Raw genomic sequence first — 19684 nt, 5'->3', positions numbered from 1 at the left:
CACTGACGCCGGCACCGGCCACTGCCAGTGTCGGACCAAACAAGTCCTCGCCGACCACAGTGCGTCCATCCTTCCCCTTGCGCGCAAGCACCGGCGCCAGGGCCGCCTCAATGTTGTTCCATGGCATCCGGGTCGCCAGCACTGCGAGCGGATGCCGTAGATCAATCATCCCGTCCAAGCGGCTGCGAAAGAAGTCCGGTGTGCTCATCAGCAAGGCCCTCAAATCTCCCAGGATTTAAATCAGATTCCTATTCGATCTGGGAGTTCTGCACGCAGCACAATTCTTCCGACGCCTTGCTGCGCCTTACCCTTCAACATTCTGCAGGCCGGACTACATACAAGCAAAAAATGCCGCAGTGGCCGCCTGGCCCAAGCGGCCCTGGACCGGAGGCCGGGGAGATGGAGCAACAAGAAGAGGCACGGCGCAATGCCGTGCCGCAACACGTCGTCGATTCCGCGGTGATCCCGCAGGCGGCAGACGAAGCGCAGGACACTGAATTCCGGGTTTCACCCCGCCTCGAGGACTGGATCGGCGTGATCGTGATGCTGCTGCTGGTCGGCATCACCTTCGCCAACGTGGTAGTCCGGTATTTCACCGACGAGTCGTTTGCCTGGACCGAGGAATTCTCGGTCTTCCTGATGATCGTGCTGGCGCTGGTCGCCGGCAGCGCGGCGGTGGCGCGCGATCGCAATATCCGCATTGAATTCTTTTTTGAGCGCGGCAGCGCGGCGCGCCAGCGCCGGCTGGCGATCCTGTCGGCACTGGCGGTGGCGGTGATGTTCATCGCGCTGGCGGTGCTGGGCGCGCGCATTACATGGGATGAGTACGCCTTTGGCGAAACCTCGCCCGGCATCGGCGTGCCAAGCTGGTGGTACTCGATCTGGCTGCCGGTGCTGTCGGCCGGCATCTCGCTGCGCGCGCTGGGCCTGCTGGTGCGCAACGTGCGCGCGCTCAGGGCGCTGCATGAAGAGAACAGGGCCGCGAAGGAGCGTGCGCAATGACGCTGGTTGCCATCATCCTGTTCGTGGTCTTTATCGGCCTGATGCTGCTGGGCGTGCCCATCGGCGTGTCGCTGGGGCTGGGTGGGCTGGTCGCGATCGGCCTGTCCAACCTGGATACCCAGATGTTCGGCCTGCTGGCCGTGCCGCAGAACTTCTACGCCGGACTGGCCAAGTACCCGCTGCTGGCGATTCCCATGTTCGTGCTGGTGGGGTCGATCTTCGACCGTTCCGGCGTGGCGCAGCGGCTGGTGACCTTTGCCATTGCCGTGGTCGGGCGCGGACCGGGCATGTTGCCGCTGGTGGCGATCCTGGTGGCGATGTTCCTTGGCGGCATTTCCGGTTCGGGCCCGGCCAATGCGGCCGCGGTCGGCGGGGTGATGATCGCGGCGATGTCGCGTGCCGGCTATCCGGGCTCGTACAGCGCCGCGGTGGTCGGCGCGGCGGCCGCGACCGACATCCTGATCCCGCCGTCGGTGGCCTTCATTATCTACAGCGTGCTGGTGCCCGGGGCGTCGGTGCCGGCGCTGTTCGCCGCGGGCATGATCCCCGGCGTGCTGGCCGGCGTCGCGCTGATCGTGCCGGCGGTGTGGCTGGCGCGCAAGCACAACATGGGCGCCGCCGAAGCCGCGCTGCCGCGCCCGCCGTTCTGGAAGAGCCTGCGCGAAGCGGCATGGGGCCTGGTGGCGCCGTTCCTGATCCTCGGCGGCATGCGCGCGGGCTGGTTCACGCCGACCGAAGCCGCCGTGGTGGCTGTCGTCTATGGCCTCTTCGTCGGCATGGTGGTGTACCGCAGCATCGGCATGCGCGACCTGTTCACGATCTTCCAGGAAGCGGCCGAAACCTCTGCCGTGATCCTGCTGGTGGTGGCGCTGGCCGGCATCTTTGCCTATGCGCTGTCGACGCTGGGCGTGATCGATCCGCTGGCGCAGGCAATCGCCACCTCTGGCCTGGGGGAGTACGGCGTGCTCGCGCTGATCGTGCTGCTGCTGATGACGGTCGGCATGTTCCTGGACGGCATCTCGATCTTCCTGATCTTCGTGCCGCTGCTGCTGCCGATCGCCAATGCCTTCCACTGGAACCCGGTGTGGTTCGGCGTGGTGCTGACGCTGAAAGTGGCGCTTGGCCAGTTCACGCCGCCGCTGGCCGTGAACCTGATGGTGTCGTGCCGGATCGCCCGCGTGCGCATGGAAGAAACCGTGCCCTGGGTGATCTGGATGCTGCTGGCGATGTTCATCGCCATGCTGATGGTGCTGGGCGATCCGCCGCTGGCGACCTGGCTGCCGGAATACCTCGGCTATTGATCGCCGTTGACTTCTTTGCGCATTCACAAACAAGAACTGACACTTTCCCGAGAGGAGATGAAATGAAACGTCGTGCCCTGATGCTCGCAACGGCTGCCGCCATTGCCGCTTCCGCCCTCGCCCCCGCCGGCGCGATGGCCCAGACCTACAAGTCCGAGTACAAGATGTCGCTGGTACTCGGCCCGGCTTTCCCGTGGGGCAAGGGCGGCGAGATCTGGGCTGACCTGGTCAAGCAGCGCACCAATGGCCGCATCAATATCAAGCTGTACCCGGGCACCTCGCTGGTGGCCGGCGACCAGACCCGCGAGTTCTCGGCCATCCGCCAGGGCGTGATCGACATGGCCGTCGGCTCGACCATCAACTGGTCGCCGCAGGTCAAGGAACTTAACCTGTTCTCGCTGCCGTTCCTGATGCCCGACTACAAGGCACTGGATGCGCTGACGCAGGGCGAAGTCGGCAAGTCGATCTTCACCACGCTGGAAAAGGCCGGCGTGGTGCCGCTGGCCTGGGGCGAGAACGGTTTCCGCGAGGTGTCGAACTCCAAGCGCGAGATCCGCAAGCCGGAAGACCTCAAGGGGCTGAAGCTGCGCGTAGTCGGCTCGCCGCTGTACATCGAGACCTTCAACGCGCTGGGCGCCAACCCGACCCAGATGAGCTGGGCCGACGCGCAGCCGGCGATGGCCTCGGGCGCGGTCGACGGCCAGGAGAACCCGCAGTCGGTGTTCGCTGCCGCCAAGCTGTACACGGTCGGCCAGAAGTTCGTCACGGCCTGGGGCTACGTGGCTGACCCGCTGATCTTCGTGGTCAACAAGCAGATCTGGGAAAGCTGGACCCCGGCCGACCGCGAGATCGTCAAGCAGGCCGCCATCGACGCCGGCAAGCAGGAAATCGCGCTGGCCCGCAAGGGCCTGGCCGAGGCCGGCGCGCCCGCCTGGAAGGACATGGAAGCCCACGGCGTCAAGGTCACGCATCTGACGCCGGCCGAGCATGATGCCTTCCGCAAGGCGACCGCCAAGGTCTACGACAAGTGGAAAAAGCAGATCGGCACCGACCTGGTGACCAAGGCCGAAGGCGCGATCGCCAAGCGCTAAGTCATGAAGCAGGCCCGCCAGTGTTGGCGGGCCTGTTGCATTGGAGGTTGTGATGAAACACGTCTATACGGTGGTCATGCCGATCCGCTGGGGCGACATGGATGCGATGGGCCATGTCAACAACACCATCTATTTCCAGTATCTGGAGCAGGCGCGCATCGAGTGGTTCGCGTCGCTGGGGCGCGGCGGCAAGGATGCGCGAGGGCAGGGGCCGGTCATCATCAATGCCCATATGACCTTCCTGAAGCAGCTGCGCTATCCGGGCGATATCGAATGCCGCGTTTATGCGGGGCAACTGGGGCGCACCAGTTTCGAAACGCGCATGGAAATCCGCCGCACCGATCTGCCCGACGTGGTGTGGGCCGAGGGTGGGGCCAAGGTGGTGTGGTGCGATTATGCGTTGGAGAAATCGGTGCCGGTGCCTGCGGAGATTCGGGCGATCATCGAAGGCTGACGCGGCTGGCTGCGCTCAGTGGTTGACCAACCGCTGGACCAGATCCACCGACGTACTCGCCCCGTACTTCTTCATCAGCCGCGCCCGGTAGATGTCCACCGTGCGCGGGCTGATCGCCAGCAGCTTGCCGATCTGCTTGCTGGTCTTGCCTTCCACCAGCTGCGCCGCGATCTCGCGTTCGCGCGCGGTCAGCTCCGCCGTCACCTGCCGCTTCTGCGACAGGTCTTCAAAGGTCCAGATCCCCGCGCCCAGCGGCTGCGCGCGGTCCAGCGCGCGGCCGGTGACATGGCACCAGAACAGCTCGCCGCCAGCGCGCTTCATGATGCGCTCGTCCGAATACATCCCATGCCTGTTCATGATCGGCGCAATGCGGGCGCCGGTGCGCTCGAACTCGTCGACGGTGGGGTAGAGCACCTGGAACGACTGCCCCAACAGGGCCTCGCGCGTGGTGCCGAAGATGCGGCAGACTTCTTCGTTGCAGTCCTCGATCACGCGCTCGCGTGACAGCACCAGGCCCACGGGGGCGAGCTGGAAAGCGGTCTGGTAGTCGATGGCGGGCATCTGCTTATGTATTTTTACGTAATGGCGTTGCCGGCGCTGCTTGCGTATCCTGTCGGTCGGACGAGAGACGGCGGTTGTCGCCGATTGTACCGTTACAATTTCCCTGCGTCGCCCACCGCACAAGCCGGCGGCGGAAGCACGACAGCGAAACCCCGAGGAACTACCGAGGAAGGAGCGAACATGAACAAGGTCTACGCCAGCGCCGCAGAAGCGCTTGCAGGCGTCGTCCGCGACGGCCAGACGATCGCCGTTGGCGGTTTCGGCCTGTGCGGCATTCCCGAGGCACTGATCGGTGCGCTGCGCGACAGCGGCGCCAAACAGCTGACCTGCATCTCCAACAACGCCGGCGTCGATGGCTTCGGCCTGGGGCTGCTGCTGGCCACCCGCCAGATCAGGAAGATGATCTCGTCCTACGTGGGCGAGAACAAGGAATTCGAGCGCCAGTACCTGGCGGGCGAACTCGAGCTGGAATTCACGCCGCAGGGAACGCTGGCAGAGAAGCTGCGTGCCGGCGGCTCCGGCATCCCGGCCTTCTTCACCAAGACCGGTGTCGGCACCGTTGTCGCCGAAGGCAAGGAAATCCGCGAGTTCGATGGCGAGAAGTACGTGATGGAGCGTTCGCTGACCGCCGACGTGGCGCTGGTCAAGGCCTGGAAGGCCGACAAGGCCGGCAACCTGGTGTTCCGCCGCACCGCGCGCAACTTCAACCCGATGTGCGCGATGGCGGGCAAGTTCACCGTGGCCGAGGTCGAGCACATCGTCGAGACCGGCGAGCTGGACCCGGACGAGATCCACCTCGCCGGCATCTTCGTGAAGCGCCTGGTGCTGAACACCAACCCCGAGAAACGCATCGAGCAGCGCACCGTGCGCGCGGCCAGCTAAGGAGACACCATCATGGCATGGACACGTGACGAAATGGCCGCGCGCGCCGCGGCCGAGCTGCAGGACGGTTTCTACGTCAACCTGGGCATCGGCCTGCCGACGCTGGTCGCCAACTGGGTGCCCGAGGGCATGGAAGTGTGGCTGCAGTCCGAAAACGGCCTGCTTGGCATCGGCCCGTTCCCGACCGAAGACCAGGTCGACGCCGACATGATCAACGCCGGCAAGCAGACCGTGACGACGCTGCCGGGTTCGTCGATCTTCTCGTCCGCCGACTCGTTCGCGATGATCCGCGGCGGCCACATCAACCTGGCCATCCTGGGCGCGATGCAGGTCAGCGAGAAGGGTGACCTCGCCAACTGGATGATCCCGGGCAAGATGGTCAAGGGCATGGGCGGCGCGATGGACCTGGTCGCCGGTGTCGGCCGCGTGGTGGTGCTGATGGAGCACACCGCCAAGAAGAAGGACGGCACCGAGGACATCAAGATCCTGAAGCAGTGCAACCTGCCGCTGACCGGCGTGGGCGTGGTCAATCGCATCATCACCGACCTGGGCGTGATGGACGTGACTGCCGACGGCCTGAAGCTGGTCGAAACCGCACCGGGCGTCAGCCGCGAGGAAATCCAGGCGAAGACCGGGGCGCCGCTGCTGTAAGCAAGCCTTCGGCCATTGCCTGACGGGCCCTGTAGCGCATTGCGCCACAGGGCTTTTTCATTTTGGCGCTGGGGTAACCGACTACGCCGATCGGCTGTGCGGGCTAGCTCTATCGGCGAATGGCCCGCTCCCGCACAAGTCACTATGCTGGCCGATTCCCAGCAGGCGTGGTCCTGCCAACACAAGTCCTTTCGGAAGGTGCGCGATGCCGGCTTCCCCAACCCGATCCCTGCCACTGGTGTACGCCTGCTCCGGCTGCTCCAGCGTGGCGCAACTGGCCAATGCCTGCGCGGTGCGGCTGGACCGCGGCGGCCGCGCGGAAATGTCGTGCATCAGCGGCGTGGGTGGCGGCGTGCCGGCGCTGACGCGCGTGGCGCAATCGGGCCGGCCGATCCTGGCGCTGGACGGCTGCCCGCTGGCTTGCGTGCAGGCTTGCCTGGCAAACGTTGGCGTGGTGCCGAACCAGCACCTGGTGCTGAACCGGCTGGGTGCGGTCAAGCGCCAGCACGGCGAATGCACCGAGGGCGAGACCGAGGCGGTGTGGCGGGAAGTCGAGGCGGCTCTGGAAAGCCTTGCGGGTGCGTAGGCCAGCGTAAGGCAGGCCGGACGCGCGGCGGCGCATCCGGCAAGGCGGCGCGTCAGGCCGCCGGCTTGTTGTAACGGGTGAACACCGACGCCGCGCCGTCGGCCTTGACCAGCAGCACGTCGAAGGGATCCTTGCGCGGGCCCTGTTCCATACCCGGCGAGCCGACCGGCATGCCCGGCACCGCCAGCCCGACCGCCTTGGGCTTGGCGGCCAGCAGCTTGCGGATATCGGCGGCCGGCACGTGTCCCTCGATCGCATAGCCGCCGATATGGCCGGTATGGCAGGAGCCGAAGCGTTCCGGCATGCCGAAGCGCTTGCGGTATTCGCCGGTATCCTCGACGTCATGCACCGTCACGGCGAAGCCATTGGCGCGCAGGTGCTTGACCCATTCCTCGCAGCACCCGCACAGCGGGCTCTTGTAGACATCGATGGCGAGTGGCCTGGCCTGCGCGAACGCATCGGCCGCCGGCCCCAGCACGCCCACGGCGAGCGTGCCGAGCGCCAGCGCGCCCAGGGTGCCGAGAAAACGTCGTCGTTGCATCGTTGCTCCTTGCGCCTTACTGCGCCACCCAGCCGCCATCCATGTTCCAGATCGCGCCGCGCACCTGCCGGGCCGCGTCCGATGACAGGAACACGGCCAGCGCGCCCAGTTCGTCGGGCGTCACGAACTCGCCCGAGGGCTGCTTCTCCAGCACCAGCTCACGCTTGGCCTGCTCGACCGGGATGCCTTCCTTCTGCGCGCGGGCTTCGACCTGCTTCTGCACCAGCGGCGTCAGCACCCAGCCCGGGCAGATCGCGTTGGCGGTCACGCCGGTCTGCGCGGTTTCCAGCGCGGTCACCTTGGTCAAACCGACGATGCCGTGCTTGGCTGCCACGTAGGCCGATTTCTGTGCCGACGCCACCAGCCCGTGCGCCGAGGCCACATTGATGATGCGGCCCCAGTTCTTCTGGCGCATGCCGGGCAGCGCAAGGCGCGTGGTGTGGAACGCGGAAGTCAGGTTGATGGCGATGATGGCGTCCCAGCGCTCGGTGGGAAAGTCCTCGATCGGGGCCACATGCTGGATGCCGGCATTGTTGACCAGGATGTCGGCGCCGCCGAAGTCGGCCTGCGCATAGCGCATCATGTCCTCGATCTCCGCCGACTTGCTCATGTCCGCGCCGTGGTAGCCGACCTTGATGCCCTGGCCGGCCTGCGCGATCTCGTTCTTTGCGGCGTCCACATCACCAAAACCATTGACGATGATGCTGGCGCCCTGGGCCGCCAGCGCCTTTGCGATGCCGAGCCCGATACCGCTGGTCGAGCCAGTCACCAGAGCGGTCTTGCCTTTGAGCATGTAAGCCTCCGTCGAGAGAGAGATTCCACAGGAAGGAAAGGGCAGCCCCGGGGTGGCCGGGACCGCCTGGTCTGGCACCGCCACGCATCGACACGCATCGACACGCATCGACGTGTGGGCGCGTGCGGTGGCGCAGACAGTGTGCTGTGGCATTGTACCCGGTGCGGCGTACAATCCAGTTTTGCTCAACCACCGGCAGCGCCGCTTTTTCGCGGTCCCGGCCGGGTCCGTCAGGGAGTCCAGATGTCTGCCAGTCCGCGCCTCGGTTTTGTCCAGTGCATCAGTCCGGCGGGCCTGCACCGCATGGCCTACCACGAATGGGGAGATTCCGCGAATCCCCGCGTGCTGGTGTGCGCGCACGGGCTGACGCGTACCGGCCGCGACTTCGATGCGGTCGCCAGCGCGCTGTGCGGCGACTATCGCGTGGTATGCCCAGATGTGGTCGGGCGCGGCCGCTCGGAATGGCTGGCCAATCCGGACGGCTACATCGTGCCGCAGTACGTGTCCGATATGGTCACGCTGATTGCCCGGCTCAATGTCGAGCAGGTGGACTGGTTCGGCACCTCGATGGGCGGGCTGATCGGCATGGGGCTGGCAGGGCTGCCCAGGTCGCCGGTGCGCAAGCTGCTGCTGAACGACGTCGGCCCCAGGATCGCGCCGTCGGCAGTGGAGCGCATTGGTGCCTACCTGGGCCTGCCGGTGCGCTTCAAGACCTTCGAGGAAGGTCTGGCCTACCTGCAGACCATCAGCGCGTCGTTCGGGCGCCATACGCCGGAGCAGTGGCGCGAGCTCAACGCCGCCATCCTGAAGCCGGTGCAGGGCGGCGAGGGCCTGGAATGGGGCTTGCATTACGACCCGCAGCTGGCCATGCCCTTCCGCAAGTCCACGCCGGAAACGGTGGCGGCGGGCGAGGCCGCGCTGTGGCGCAGCTTCGAGGCCATCGAAGCCCCGGTGCTGGTGGTGCGCGGCGCGCAGTCCGACCTGCTGCTGCGCGAGGCCGTTGCCGAGATGGTGGCGCGCGGCAAGCATGTGAGCTCGGTGGAAGTCCCGGAAGTGGGGCATGCACCAACCTTTGTCGATCCGGCGCAGATCGCGATTGCCCGGCAGTTCTTTGTCGGGTGAGTTTGCGCATCGCGCGGCGGACCTGTCTTTTTATCGATCAACGCATTGTCATGAGTAACCTTGAACTGAAGCGCGCCCACGTGGGCAAGCGTTTGTCCGAATATGCGGTCTACAACGGCGTGGTCTACCTGGCCGGGCAGGTGCCCGAGGTCGACCCCAAGGCCGATATCCGCGGCCAGACGCGCGAGGTGCTCGGCCATATCGACCGCCTGCTGGCCGAGGCCGGCAGCGACAAGACCCGCATCCTGTCGTGCCAGATCTTCCTCACCAGTATCGACCTGATCGGCGAGATGAACGAGGTCTGGGACGCCTGGGTGCCCCAAGGCAACACGCCCCCGCGCGCCACGGTGGAAGCCCGCCTGGCCAATCCCGATTACCTGATCGAAGTGGTGGTGACCGCTGCGCTCAACTGATGCAGGCCTAGGGACATGGTGACGTCGACCGACCTGGCTGGCCGGGTCGTAGGCATTCCGGATGCTGAACTGGTGGGCCGTGCACTGGCCTACGTGCGCGAGCACGGCGCCGGCGTGGCGCTGCCTACGGGTGAGACCGTGCAATCGCACGCCGAGGGGATGCTGCGCATCCTCGATGGGCTGCGCGTGGACGATGCCGCGCGCGCGGCCGCCTGCCTGTTCGGGCTGGCCGCATTCGTGCCCGAGACCGAGGCCGAGATCGAGCCGTGCTTCGGCGAAGAAGTGGCGCGGCTGGTCAATGGCGTGCGGCAGCTGCTGCGCATCGGTGCCATCGCCGGCAATCGCCCTGAGGTGGAAGTGGCCGCGCCATCGAAGAACGAGGCGCAGGCGCGCCACGAGCAGGTCGAGGCGCTGCGCAAGATGCTGCTCGCGTTCGCGCAGGACATTCGCGTGGTGCTGGTGCGGCTGGCCTCGCGGCTGCAGACGCTGCGCTGGATGGCCGAGACCAAGCGCACGCCGACCCCCGGCGTGGCGCGCGAAACGCTCGACATCTACGCGCCGCTGGCCAACCGCCTGGGTATCTGGCAGATGAAGTGGGAGCTGGAGGACCTGGCGTTCCGCTTCGAGCAGCCCGACACCTACAAGCGCATCGCCAGGCTGCTGGACGAAAAGCGCATCGAGCGCGAAGGCTATATCGCCGGCGCCATCGCGCGGCTGCAGTCCGAGCTCACGGCCGCCGGCATCCGTGCCGAGGTGAGCGGCCGGCCCAAGCACATCTACAGCATCTGGAAGAAGATGCGCGGCAAGGAGCTGGATTTCGCCGACCTGTACGATGTGCGCGCCTTCCGTGTGATCGTTGACGATATCAAGGACTGCTATACGGTACTGGGTATCGTCCACCATATCTGGCAGCCGATCCCGCGCGAGTTCGACGACTACATCTCGCGGCCCAAGGCCAACGGCTACAAGTCGCTGCACACCGTGGTGATCGGCGATGACGGCCGCGCCTTCGAGGTGCAGATCCGCACGCACGAGATGCACCACTTCGCCGAATACGGCGTGGCGGCGCACTGGCGCTACAAGGAAGCGGGCAACAAGGGCTACGGTGGGCAGTTCTCCGCCAGCGAACGCTACGACGAGAAAATCGCCTGGCTGCGCCAGCTGCTGGCATGGAAGGACGATGCCGACCACAGCGTGGCCCACGACGAGTGGGAGCAGCTCAAGCACGCCGCGATCGACGACCACATCTACGTGCTGACGCCGCAGGCCCGCGTGGTGGCGCTGCCGCAGGGCGCGACGCCACTGGACTTTGCCTATTACCTGCACAGCGACCTCGGCCACCGCTGCCGGGGTGCACGCGTGGACGGCACCATGGTGCCGCTGAATACCACGCTGAAGAACGGCCAGACCGTCGAGATCATCGCGGTCAAGCAGGGCGGGCCGTCGCGCGACTGGCTCAACGCGGAGCTTGGCTACCTGGCCAGCAGCCGTGCGCGCGCCAAGGTGCGGGCGTGGTTCAACGCGCTCGATTCGCAGGAGACCATCGCGCAGGGGCGCGCGCTGATCGACAAGACCCTGCAGCGCGAGGGCAAGACTGCGGTCAAGCTGGAAGACCTGGCCGCGCGGCTGAACTTCAAGACGCCGGACGACCTGTTCGCCGCGGTGGCCAAGGACGAGTTCAGCCTGCGCCATGTCGAGCACGCGCTGCGCCACCCGGAAGGCGAAACCCAGGCACCGCTCAGCGAGGAAGACGCCGTCACCAAGAAGAGCCGCGCCACCAGCGTGGCGCGCGGTGCCAAGAGCGGCGTGCTGGTGGTGGGCGTGGATTCGCTGATGACGCAGATGTCGCGCTGCTGCAAGCCGGCGCCGCCGGACGATATCGTCGGCTTTGTCACGCGCGGACGCGGGGTGTCGATCCACCGGCGCAACTGCCATACCTTCCAGCAGCTCTCGGCGCGCGCGCCGGAGCGGGTGATCCAGACCGAGTGGGGCAAGAAAAGCCATGCCGCGGTCTACCCGGTCGACATCCATGTCGAAGCCATCGACCGGCAAGGGCTGCTGCGCGATATCTCGGAAGTGCTGTCGCGCGAGAAGATCAACGTCACCGGCGTGAAGACCTTGTCGAGCAAGGGCGTGGCGCGCATGCAGTTCACCGCCGAGGTGTCGGAGGCGACGCAACTGCAGCGCGCGCTGTCGCTGATCGAAGAGGTACAGGGGGTATTGCAGGCAAAAAGAAAGTGATGCTATACTTGCGTCTTCGCTAGGCTCGTAGCTCAGCTGGTTAGAGCACCACCTTGACATGGTGGGGGTCGTTGGTTCGAGTCCAATCGAGCCTACCAACGAATTGCAGTAAATCGTGCGCAGTGCATCGTGCACTAACAACGAAGTGCGGCAAGTCCGATTCAACCTGAAATGGAACGGAAAGGCATTATGTTCATGACACCGCGAACTACTACCGCTGGCAAGCGACAGTAGTCGAGGTGCGCCTTCCGACCCGGTTGAATCGGGTTTGACAAAGAGAAACGCGGCCTTGGCCGCGTTTTTTTTCGCCTGTCGCCTGCCAGCAGCCTGATAAGCTGCCGCTCTCGCGCGCTTTGGCGGCGTGGTGTGCAGCAAGAGAGCAATCGCCGGGCCGTGCAGCCGCGGACCGGTCCCCGCAAGATGCAGTTTGATCCGCCTGGCCGAGGCGCAGCGCGCCGCCGGCGGAATCCTGGAGAGTCCAAATGATCGCAATCACGCTGCCGGATGGGTCCCGCCGCGAGTTTCCGGGCCCGGTGACGGTTGCCGAAGTAGCGCAGAGCATCGGTTCCGGCCTGGCCAAGGCCGCGCTGGCCGGCAAGGTCGACGGCCAGCTGGTCGACACGAGCTACAAGATCGAAGACGATGCCCGGCTGGCCATCGTCACGGACAAGGATGCCGACGGCGTCGACATCATCCGCCACTCCACGGCGCACTTGCTGGCCTACGCCGTCAAGGAACTGTATCCGGAAGCGCAGGTAACGATCGGGCCGGTGATCGAGAACGGCTTCTACTACGACTTCGCCTACAAGCGTCCCTTCACGCCGGAAGACCTGGCCGCCATCGAGAAGAAGATGACGGAGCTCTCCCGCAAGGACGAGAAGGTCACGCGCGAAGTGTGGAACCGCGATGAGGCGGTGGCGCTGTTCGAGTCGATGGGCGAGAAGTACAAGGCCGAGATCATTGCCTCGATCCCGGCCGACCAGGAAATCGGCCTGTACCGCGAAGGCAAGTTCGTCGACCTGTGCCGCGGCCCGCACGTGCCGTCGACGGGCAAGCTCAAGGTCTTCAAGTTGATGAAGGTGGCCGGCGCCTACTGGCGCGGGGACTCCAACAACGAGATGCTGCAGCGCGTCTACGGTACGGCCTGGGCCAAAAAGGAAGACCAGGAAGCCTACCTGCACATGCTGGAAGAGGCCGAGAAGCGCGACCACCGCAAGCTGGGCAAGACGCTCGACCTGTTCCACCTGCAGGAAGAGGCGCCCGGCATGGTGTTCTGGCACCCGAAGGGCTGGCAGGTATGGCAGGCCGTCGAGCAATACATGCGCGGCCGCTTGGGCGACGCCGGCTATGACGAAGTGCGTACGCCGCAGGTGATGGACCGTTCGCTCTGGGAAAAGTCCGGCCACTGGCAGAACTACAAAGAGAACATGTTCGTCACGGAGTCGGAGAAGCACGACTACGCGATCAAGCCGATGAACTGCCCCGGCCACGTGCAGATCTTCAATCACGGCCTGCGCTCGTACCGCGACCTGCCGCTGCGCCTGGCTGAATTCGGTGCCTGTCACCGCAACGAGCCCTCGGGCGCGCTGCATGGCCTGATGCGCGTGCGCGGCTTTGTGCAGGACGATGCCCACATCTTCTGCACGGAAGAGCAGATCGTGGCCGAGGCCAAGGCGTTCAACGAACTGGCATTCTCGGTCTACGACGACTTCGGCTTCAAGAACGTTTCGGTGAAGCTGTCGCTGCGCCCCGAGCAGCGCGCCGGCTCCGACGAGGTCTGGGACCACGCCGAAGAAGGCCTGCGCCTGGCGCTGCGCGCCTGCGGCGTGGAATGGGAAGAGCTGCCGGGCGAGGGCGCTTTCTACGGCCCGAAGGTGGAATACCACATCAAGGACGCGATCGGCCGCTCCTGGCAATGCGGCACGCTGCAGCTTGACCTGGTGCTGCCGGAGCGCCTGGGTGCCGAATACGTCGCCGAGGACAACTCGCGCAAGCGCCCGGTCATGCTGCATCGCGCGATCCTGGGCTCTTTCGAGCGCTTCCTGGGCATCCTGCTGGAAAACCACGCCGGCGCGCTGCCCGCCTGGTTGGCCCCGGATCAGGTCGTGGTCATGAATATTGCGGATTCGCAGGCGGAATACGCCGAAAACGTCGTGCAATTGCTGCAAAAACAAGGGTTTAGGGCCAAGGCTGATTTGCGTAACGAGAAAATTACGTATAAAATCCGCGAGCATTCCCTTCAGAAGGTTCCTTACCTGCTAGTGGTAGGCGACAAGGAAAGGGATGCCAATCAAGTGGCCGTGCGTGCCCGTGGCAACGTGGATCTGGGTGTGATGCCCGTCTCCGCGTTTGTTGAGCGTCTGCAACACGACGTCGCCAGCAAAGCCTGATGGGTGGTGAGCACGGCTTGTTTTTTTGTCTTCTTGAGGTAACGCAACATCGCTACGGACAAAGGTCATCGCATCAACCGGGAAATCAGCGCGCCTGAGCTGCGCCTGGTAGGGGTTGATAACGAGCAGCTCGGCATCGTCAAGTTCATGGACGCTCTGCGGCTGGCTGAGGACAAGGACTTGGACCTGGTGGAGATCGCCCCGAACGCGACTCCGCCCGTCGCCCGGATCATGGATTACGGGAAGTTCAAGTACGAGGAAGCCAAGCGCGCCCACGAGGCCAAGCTGAAGCAGAAGATCATCCAGGTCAAGGAAGTCAAGTTCCGGCCGGGTACGGATGACGGCGACTACAACGTCAAGCTGCGCAACCTGAAGCGCTTCCTGGAAGATGGCGACAAGACCAAGATCACGCTGCGGTTCCGTGGTCGCGAGATGGCCCACCAGGAAATCGGCGCGCGCATGCTCGAACGCCTGAAGGCGGATCTGGAAGAGATCGGCCAGGTCGAGCAGATGCCGAAGATGGAAGGGCGCCAGATGGTGATGGTGCTCGCCCCCAAGAAGAAGAAGTAATTCTTGCGCGGTGCAGCGGCCGGGATGCCAGCGCATCCCGGCGTTGCTTCGTGCGGAAGTCGCGCGTCGCCCGCAAGGGACGCACGCGCAACAACAAGTGGATGCGGGTCTTGCAAGAGTCGGCGTGAGCCGGCCACCTGCATGCATGTCATATGAGCTGGAGTTTTTCATGCCGAAGATGAAGACGAAGAAAAGCGCCTCCAAGCGCTTTACTGCCCGTCCGAACGGTTCGTTCAAGCGTGGCCAGGCCTTCAAGCGTCACATCCTGACCAAGAAGACCACCAAGAACAAGCGTCAACTGCGCGGTACCCAGGACGTCCATGAGACGAACCTGAAGTCGGTGCGCGCGATGATGCCTTACGCATAACCCCTGACGATAACGAAAGGAGAATTACATGCCTCGAGTAAAGCGTGGGGTCACTGCACGGGCCCGTCACAAGAAAGTCATCGACGCTGCCAAGGGTTACCGCGGCCGTCGCAATAATGTCTATCGCATCGCCAAGCAGGCGGTCATGCGTGCTGGCCAGTACGCGTACCGCGATCGCCGCAACAAGAAGCGCGTGTTCCGCGCCCTGTGGATTGCGCGTATCAATGCCGCGACGCGTGAGCATGGCATGACCTACAGCGTGTTCATGAACGGTCTGAAGAAGGCCTCGATTGAACTGGACCGCAAGGTGCTGTCGGACATGGCTATTCACGACAAGCCTGCCTTTGCCGCCATCGTCAACCAGGTGAAAGCCACCGTTGCCTGATGCCGGCTGCGGCAGCGCGTAAGCGCCGCCGGGCAAGCACCGACCGCAAGGTCGACCGCTGACCGCATGGTCCGCTGAAACGGGGCTCCTCACCGAGCCCCGTTTTTATTTGCGGTTCCGGATACCGTTTTGCGTTTGTTATCGAGACGGCATCCGGAAACGCATACCGCACGTAGTGCCAACCCGCGTCGGGCCGGCTTTGTCTTTCGACATTGCACCGCCGACGTCAGAACACTCCACGACCGCCGCCATGTCCCAGGATCTGGACCAAATCGTCGCTGACGCCCAGGCCGCCTTCGCCGCCGCCAATGACAACGCCACGCTGGAAAACGAGAAAGCCCGCTTCCTGGGCAAGACCGGCGCGCTGACCGAACTGCTCAAGGGCCTCGGCAAGCTCGACCCGGAGACCCGCAAGAGCGAGGGCGCGCGCATCAACCAGGTCAAGCAACAGGTGGAAGCCGCGCTGCAGGCGCGACGCCAGGCGCTGGCCGATGCCCTGATGAACGCGCGCCTGGCCGCCGAAGCCATCGACGTCACGCTGCCGGGCCGCGCGGTTGCCCGCGGCAGCCTGCATCCGGTGATGCGTACCTGGGAGCGCGTCGAGCAGATCTTCGGTTCGATCGGCTTCGACGTGGCCGACGGCCCCGAAATCGAAACCGACTGGATGAACTTCACCGCGCTGAACAACCCGGACAACCATCCGGCGCGTTCGATGCAGGATACGTTCTACGTGGATGGCCGCGACAGCGACGACAAGCTCCTGCTGCTGCGCACGCACACCAGCCCGATGCAGGTGCGCTACGCGAAGATGCACGTGGAGAAGTACGCGGGCAAGGCGATGCCGCCGATCAAGGTGATCTGCCCGGGCCGTACCTATCGCGTCGACAGCGACGCCACCCACTCGCCGATGTTCAACCAGGTCGAAGGCCTGTGGATCGGCGAGGACGTCAGCTTTGCCGACCTGAAGGGCGTGTACACCGATTTCCTGCGCAAGTTCTTCGAGCGCGATGACATCCAGGTGCGCTTCCGTCCGTCGTACTTCCCGTTCACCGAGCCGTCGGCGGAAATCGACATGGCCTTCGGCAATGGGAAATGGCTGGAAATTTCCGGTTCGGGCCAGGTGCACCCGAACGTGCTGCGCAACATGGGCCTCGATCCCGAGCGCTATATCGGTTTCGCGTTCGGCTCCGGCCTCGAGCGCCTAACCATGCTGCGCTATGGCATCAATGACCTGCGCCTGTTCTTCGAGGGCGACGTGCGCTTCCTGCGCCAGTTCGCTTGACGCGGGGCTGATTCAGCCGCCGCAACACTCGTCACCGACTACACAGAATACTTACCGGATCAGAAGCGCCATGCAATTCTCGGAATCCTGGCTTCGCACCTTCGCCAACCCTGAAAAGATCTCCACCGACGCGCTGTCGCACAGCCTGACCATGGCCGGGCTGGAAGTGGAAGAGGTGGGCCCGGTCGCGCCGCCGTTCGACAAGGTGGTGGTCGCGCACGTGCTGTCGACCGAGCGCCATCCCAACGCCGACCGCCTCAACGTGTGCCAGGTCGATGCCGGCACCGGCGAGACCCTGCAGATCGTCTGCGGCGCGCCTAACGTCAAGCCCGGCATCAAGGTGCCGTGCGCACTGGTCGGCGCGGTGCTGCCACCGGCGGAGGACGGCGGCCAGCCGTTCGAGATCAAGGTCGGCAAGCTGCGTGGCGTGGATAGCTACGGCATGCTGTGCTCGGCGCGCGAACTGAAGCTGTCGGAAGAGCACGGCGGCCTGATGGTGCTGCCGGAAGATGCGCCGGTCGGGCAGAACATCCGCGAGTACCTGGACCTGGATGACCAGGTCTTCGTCATCAAGCTGACGCCGAACAAGGCGGATTGCCTGTCGATCCACGGCGTTGCGCGCGAAGTCTCGGCGCTGACCGGTGCCGCGCTGAACCTGCCCGACATGAAGCCGGTGCCGGTGACGATCCAGGACAAGCTACCGGTCAAGGTGTCGGCGCCCGACCTGTGCGGCCGCTTCTCCGGCCGCATCATCCGCGGCGTCAATGCGCGTGCCGTCACGCCGCTGTGGATGGTGCAGCGCCTGGAGCGCTCGGGCCAGCGCAGCGTGTCCGCCCTGGTCGATATCTCGAACTACGTGATGCTGGAGCTGGGCCGTCCGTCGCACGTGTTCGACCTGCACAAAATCCACGGCGGCCTGGACGTGCGCTGGGGCCGCAAGGGCGAGCAGATCAAGCTGCTGAACGGCAATACCATCGAGGTCGACGAGCAGGTTGGCGTGATTGCCGACGACAAGGAAATCGAAAGCCTGGCCGGCATCATGGGCGGCGACAGCACTGCCGTCACGCTCGACACCACCGACATCTATCTTGAAGCCGCATTCTGGTGGCCGGCCGCGATCCAGGGCCGCAGCCGCCGCTACAACTTCTCGACCGACGCGGGGCACCGTTTCGAGCGCGGCGTGGACTACGCCACCACCGTCGAGCATATCGAGCGCATCACTGCGCTGATCCTCGAGATCTGCGGCGGCCAGGCCGGTCCGGTGGACGACCACGTGGTCAACCTGCCGGTGCGCAAGCCGGTCAGCCTGCGCGTGGCGCGCGCCGAGCGCGTGCTCGGCATCGAGCTGTCGCCGGCTGCCATCGCCGACGTGTTCCAGCGTCTGCAGCTGCCGTTCGCGCGCGCGCAAGGCGCCGAAGGCGAAGTGTTCGAAGTCACGCCGCCGAGCTACCGCTTCGACATCGAGATCGAGGAGGACCTGATCGAGGAAGTCGCGCGCATCTACGGCTTCGAGCGCATCCCGGCGCGCCCGCCGGTCGCCGAAAGCGAAATGCGCCCGACCAACGAAGCACGCCGCTCGACACACGTGGTGCGCCACGCGCTGGCTGCGCGCGACTACCAGGAAGTCATCAACTTCGCCTTCGTCGAAGAGAAGTGGGAACGCGACTTCGCCGCCAACGAGAAGCCGATCCGCCTGCTGAACCCGATCGCCAGCCAGCTGGCCGTGATGCGTTCGTCGCTGGTCGGTGGCCTGGTCGACAAGGTGCGCTACAACCTGAACCGCAAGGCCGCGCGCGTGCGCATGTTCGAGGTGGGCCGCGTGTTCCATCGCGACGAGAACGTGAAGGACGGCGGCCTGACGGTGGCCGGCTACCACCAGCCGATGATGGCCGCGGGCATCGCCTACGGCCCGGCGTTTGAGGAGCAATGGGGCATCGCCACGCGCAACGTCGACTTCTTCGACGTCAAGGGCGATGTCGAGGCGCTGTTCCATCCGCGCGTGCCGCGCTTCGAGCCGGTGTCGCACCCGGCGCTGCATCCTGGTCGCGCCGCGCGCGTGCTGGTCGACGGCAAGCCTGTTGGCTTGGTCGGAGAGCTGCATCCGCGCTGGCTGCAGGAGTATGAACTGCAGCACGCGCCGGTGCTGTTCGAACTGCAGCTCGACGCGCTGCGCGAGACCGGCCTGCCCACGTACACCGAAATCTCCAAGTTCCCGGCCGCAGTGCGCGACCTTGCCGTGGTGGTGAAGCAATCGGTACGCGTGCAGGACATGCTCGACACCATGCGCGCGGCGCTGGAAAAACAGGGCTACGGCCGCTTCTGCCAGAGCCTGGTGCTGTTCGACGAGTTCCGTCCCAAGGCCGCTTCGGCCGCCATCGGCGCGGACGAGAAAAGCCTTGCGTTCCGGGTGACCTTGCAAGATACTGGGTCGACCCTCCAGGACGAAACCGTCGACAGCGCAGTGCGCTCCATGGTCGACGCGCTGACAGAGGCCTTTCAGGCCCGGCTGCGCGGCTAGACCGACGCCACTAGCGACGGCTTACGATAAACAAGGGCGCCCGGGCCTGGCCCCGGGCGGATCGCCAGACAGACACTAGAGCGATCGACATGATTGATCGAGACGCGAATTCCATGACCGCTGCAGCACTGGGTGACATGAGCGACCGGCAGGCTTCCACCCTTGACGACGCGACGCCGGATACCCGCGCGCCCGAAGTTCCCACGCTGACCAAGGCCGAGCTTGCCGAGATGCTGTTCGACCAGGTCGGCCTGAACAAGCGCGAATCCAAGGACATGGTCGAAGCCTTCTTCGACGTCATCCGCGAAGCGCTGGAGCAGGGCGACAGCGTCAAGCTGTCCGGCTTCGGCAACTTCCAGCTGCGCGACAAGCCGCAGCGGCCCGGCCGAAATCCCAAGACCGGTGAAGTGATTCCGATCACCGCGCGCCGGGTCGTGACGTTCCACGCCAGCCAGAAGCTCAAGGGCCTGGTGGAAGAACGCGCGGACATTGCCGGCTGACGCTTCATCAAGTCACGGCTTCCACCCGAAAGGC

The 19684-nt window shown here is 65.1% G+C and carries 20 protein-coding genes, 1 tRNA gene and 1 pseudogene; 18 read left to right on the top strand and 4 right to left on the bottom strand.

The features are described from left to right. Positions 1-208 (bottom strand): annotated as a pseudogene (locus K309_RS0118135) (IS5/IS1182 family transposase); the annotation flags it as partial. 191 nt (positions 209-399) lie between these two features. Here K309_RS0118135 and K309_RS0118130 point away from each other — a divergent pair. The 4 genes from K309_RS0118130 to K309_RS0118115 all read left to right on the top strand — a co-directional run bounded on the left by K309_RS0118130 (position 400) and on the right by K309_RS0118115 (position 3848). Continuing rightward, positions 400-1002, top strand: coding sequence for a TRAP transporter small permease (locus tag K309_RS0118130; protein WP_029047743.1), 603 nt, complete (start codon positions 400-402; stop codon positions 1000-1002). Beyond that, complete coding sequence (locus K309_RS0118125; RefSeq protein WP_198030828.1) at positions 999-2303, top strand: TRAP transporter large permease; 1305 nt, start codon at positions 999-1001, stop codon at positions 2301-2303. The genes K309_RS0118130 and K309_RS0118125 overlap by 4 nt, the downstream gene beginning before the upstream one ends. 62 nt (positions 2304-2365) lie before the next feature. Further along, positions 2366-3394, top strand: a complete 1029-nt coding sequence (locus K309_RS0118120) for a DctP family TRAP transporter solute-binding subunit (protein ID WP_029047741.1) — start codon at positions 2366-2368, stop codon at positions 3392-3394. Positions 3395-3446: 52 nt separating this feature from the next. Continuing rightward, on the top strand, positions 3447-3848 hold the full coding sequence (locus K309_RS0118115; RefSeq protein WP_029047740.1) for an acyl-CoA thioesterase: 402 nt from the start codon (positions 3447-3449) through the stop codon (positions 3846-3848). Between the two features lie 15 nt (positions 3849-3863). On the opposite strand, the gene K309_RS0118110 is transcribed toward K309_RS0118115, so the two are convergent. After that, positions 3864-4409 carry a PAS and helix-turn-helix domain-containing protein gene (locus K309_RS0118110; protein ID WP_029047739.1) on the bottom strand — a complete coding sequence of 182 codons (546 nt, stop codon included), beginning with the start codon at positions 4407-4409 and terminating at the stop codon, positions 3864-3866. A 180-nt stretch (positions 4410-4589) separates the two neighbouring features. On the opposite strand from K309_RS0118110, the gene K309_RS0118105 reads away from it, so the two are divergent. From K309_RS0118105 to K309_RS0118095, 3 genes are all read left to right on the top strand, one after another. After that, positions 4590-5291 carry a CoA transferase subunit A gene (locus tag K309_RS0118105; RefSeq protein ID WP_029047738.1) on the top strand — a complete coding sequence of 234 codons (702 nt, stop codon included), beginning with the start codon at positions 4590-4592 and terminating at the stop codon, positions 5289-5291. Between the two features lie 12 nt (positions 5292-5303). Continuing rightward, the gene (locus K309_RS0118100) at positions 5304-5942 is read left to right on the top strand and encodes a CoA transferase subunit B (RefSeq protein ID WP_029047737.1); all 639 of its coding nucleotides are present in this window, start codon (positions 5304-5306) and stop codon (positions 5940-5942) included. 205 nt (positions 5943-6147) lie between these two features. Then, entirely contained in the window at positions 6148-6528 is a 381-nt protein-coding gene (locus tag K309_RS0118095) for a putative zinc-binding protein (protein WP_029047736.1), read from the top strand. Positions 6529-6580: 52 nt separating this feature from the next. Here the strand turns inward: K309_RS0118095 and K309_RS0118090 are convergent, their stop codons facing one another. Together K309_RS0118090 and K309_RS0118085 are read right to left on the bottom strand one after the other, a co-directional pair. Beyond that, the gene (locus K309_RS0118090) at positions 6581-7069 is read right to left on the bottom strand and encodes a DUF411 domain-containing protein (protein WP_029047735.1); all 489 of its coding nucleotides are present in this window, start codon (positions 7067-7069) and stop codon (positions 6581-6583) included. 16 nt (positions 7070-7085) lie between these two features. Then, positions 7086-7862, bottom strand: coding sequence for a 3-hydroxybutyrate dehydrogenase (locus tag K309_RS0118085; protein ID WP_029047734.1), 777 nt, complete (start codon positions 7860-7862; stop codon positions 7086-7088). Positions 7863-8105: 243 nt separating this feature from the next. On the opposite strand from K309_RS0118085, the gene phaZc reads away from it, so the two are divergent. From phaZc to K309_RS0118030, 11 genes are all read left to right on the top strand, one after another. Continuing rightward, entirely contained in the window at positions 8106-8984 is an 879-nt protein-coding gene (gene phaZc, locus K309_RS0118080) for a 3-hydroxybutyrate-oligomer hydrolase PhaZc (RefSeq protein ID WP_029047733.1), read from the top strand. Positions 8985-9034: 50 nt separating this feature from the next. Further along, positions 9035-9397 (top strand): RidA family protein, encoded by a 363-nt coding sequence (locus tag K309_RS0118075; protein ID WP_029047732.1) that lies wholly within the window; start codon positions 9035-9037, stop codon positions 9395-9397. A gap of 15 nt (positions 9398-9412) precedes the next feature. Continuing rightward, positions 9413-11638 (top strand): RelA/SpoT family protein, encoded by a 2226-nt coding sequence (locus K309_RS0118070; RefSeq protein ID WP_029047731.1) that lies wholly within the window; start codon positions 9413-9415, stop codon positions 11636-11638. Positions 11639-11659: 21 nt separating this feature from the next. Beyond that, positions 11660-11736: transfer RNA gene (locus tag K309_RS0118065), tRNA-Val, on the top strand. Between the two features lie 384 nt (positions 11737-12120). After that, positions 12121-14028: a threonine--tRNA ligase gene (gene thrS, locus K309_RS0118060; protein WP_029047730.1), complete on the top strand. Its 1908-nt coding sequence runs from the start codon at positions 12121-12123 to the stop codon at positions 14026-14028. Between the two features lie 48 nt (positions 14029-14076). After that, on the top strand, positions 14077-14598 hold the full coding sequence (gene infC, locus K309_RS0118055) for a translation initiation factor IF-3 (protein ID WP_081479471.1): 522 nt from the start codon (positions 14077-14079) through the stop codon (positions 14596-14598). A gap of 169 nt (positions 14599-14767) precedes the next feature. Next, positions 14768-14965: a 50S ribosomal protein L35 gene (rpmI, locus tag K309_RS0118050; RefSeq protein ID WP_006575466.1), complete on the top strand. Its 198-nt coding sequence runs from the start codon at positions 14768-14770 to the stop codon at positions 14963-14965. A 28-nt stretch (positions 14966-14993) separates the two neighbouring features. Beyond that, entirely contained in the window at positions 14994-15350 is a 357-nt protein-coding gene (rplT, locus tag K309_RS0118045; RefSeq protein WP_008650487.1) for a 50S ribosomal protein L20, read from the top strand. Positions 15351-15600: 250 nt separating this feature from the next. Further along, a complete protein-coding gene (gene pheS, locus K309_RS0118040; RefSeq protein WP_029047729.1) occupies positions 15601-16632 on the top strand; it encodes a phenylalanine--tRNA ligase subunit alpha in 1032 nt (343 codons plus the stop codon). 70 nt (positions 16633-16702) lie between these two features. Continuing rightward, positions 16703-19150 carry a phenylalanine--tRNA ligase subunit beta gene (pheT, locus tag K309_RS0118035; RefSeq protein WP_029047728.1) on the top strand — a complete coding sequence of 816 codons (2448 nt, stop codon included), beginning with the start codon at positions 16703-16705 and terminating at the stop codon, positions 19148-19150. Positions 19151-19239: 89 nt separating this feature from the next. Continuing rightward, positions 19240-19650: an integration host factor subunit alpha gene (locus K309_RS0118030; protein ID WP_029047727.1), complete on the top strand. Its 411-nt coding sequence runs from the start codon at positions 19240-19242 to the stop codon at positions 19648-19650. Positions 19651-19684: the final 34 nt, after the last annotated feature.

Source organism: Cupriavidus phytohabitans (assembly GCF_000426345.1).
In the GTDB taxonomy this organism is placed as follows: Bacteria; Pseudomonadota; Gammaproteobacteria; order Burkholderiales; family Burkholderiaceae; genus Cupriavidus.
Note: the sequence above shows the minus strand (reverse complement) of the source record. Positions and strands in the feature narration are given on the sequence as shown.

What these genes read in the sequence shown, in the direction of transcription:
- rpmI (WP_006575466.1), top strand. Translation starts at nt 14,768, where the DNA reads ATGCCGAAGATGAAGACGAAGAAAAGCGCCTCCAAGCGCTTTACTGCC.
- K309_RS0118090 (WP_029047735.1), bottom strand. Translation starts at nt 7,069, where the DNA reads ATGCAACGACGACGTTTTCTCGGCACCCTGGGCGCGCTGGCGCTCGGC.
- K309_RS0118130 (WP_029047743.1), top strand. Translation starts at nt 400, where the DNA reads ATGGAGCAACAAGAAGAGGCACGGCGCAATGCCGTGCCGCAACACGTC.
- thrS (WP_029047730.1), top strand. Translation starts at nt 12,121, where the DNA reads ATGATCGCAATCACGCTGCCGGATGGGTCCCGCCGCGAGTTTCCGGGC.
- K309_RS0118095 (WP_029047736.1), top strand. Translation starts at nt 6,148, where the DNA reads ATGCCGGCTTCCCCAACCCGATCCCTGCCACTGGTGTACGCCTGCTCC.
- pheS (WP_029047729.1), top strand. Translation starts at nt 15,601, where the DNA reads ATGTCCCAGGATCTGGACCAAATCGTCGCTGACGCCCAGGCCGCCTTC.
- K309_RS0118110 (WP_029047739.1), bottom strand. Translation starts at nt 4,409, where the DNA reads ATGCCCGCCATCGACTACCAGACCGCTTTCCAGCTCGCCCCCGTGGGC.
- phaZc (WP_029047733.1), top strand. Translation starts at nt 8,106, where the DNA reads ATGTCTGCCAGTCCGCGCCTCGGTTTTGTCCAGTGCATCAGTCCGGCG.
- K309_RS0118085 (WP_029047734.1), bottom strand. Translation starts at nt 7,862, where the DNA reads ATGCTCAAAGGCAAGACCGCTCTGGTGACTGGCTCGACCAGCGGTATC.
- K309_RS0118105 (WP_029047738.1), top strand. Translation starts at nt 4,590, where the DNA reads ATGAACAAGGTCTACGCCAGCGCCGCAGAAGCGCTTGCAGGCGTCGTC.
- K309_RS0118125 (WP_198030828.1), top strand. Translation starts at nt 999, where the DNA reads ATGACGCTGGTTGCCATCATCCTGTTCGTGGTCTTTATCGGCCTGATG.
- K309_RS0118115 (WP_029047740.1), top strand. Translation starts at nt 3,447, where the DNA reads ATGAAACACGTCTATACGGTGGTCATGCCGATCCGCTGGGGCGACATG.
- K309_RS0118075 (WP_029047732.1), top strand. Translation starts at nt 9,035, where the DNA reads ATGAGTAACCTTGAACTGAAGCGCGCCCACGTGGGCAAGCGTTTGTCC.
- K309_RS0118030 (WP_029047727.1), top strand. Translation starts at nt 19,240, where the DNA reads ATGATTGATCGAGACGCGAATTCCATGACCGCTGCAGCACTGGGTGAC.
- K309_RS0118100 (WP_029047737.1), top strand. Translation starts at nt 5,304, where the DNA reads ATGGCATGGACACGTGACGAAATGGCCGCGCGCGCCGCGGCCGAGCTG.
- rplT (WP_008650487.1), top strand. Translation starts at nt 14,994, where the DNA reads ATGCCTCGAGTAAAGCGTGGGGTCACTGCACGGGCCCGTCACAAGAAA.
- K309_RS0118120 (WP_029047741.1), top strand. Translation starts at nt 2,366, where the DNA reads ATGAAACGTCGTGCCCTGATGCTCGCAACGGCTGCCGCCATTGCCGCT.
- pheT (WP_029047728.1), top strand. Translation starts at nt 16,703, where the DNA reads ATGCAATTCTCGGAATCCTGGCTTCGCACCTTCGCCAACCCTGAAAAG.
- K309_RS0118070 (WP_029047731.1), top strand. Translation starts at nt 9,413, where the DNA reads ATGGTGACGTCGACCGACCTGGCTGGCCGGGTCGTAGGCATTCCGGAT.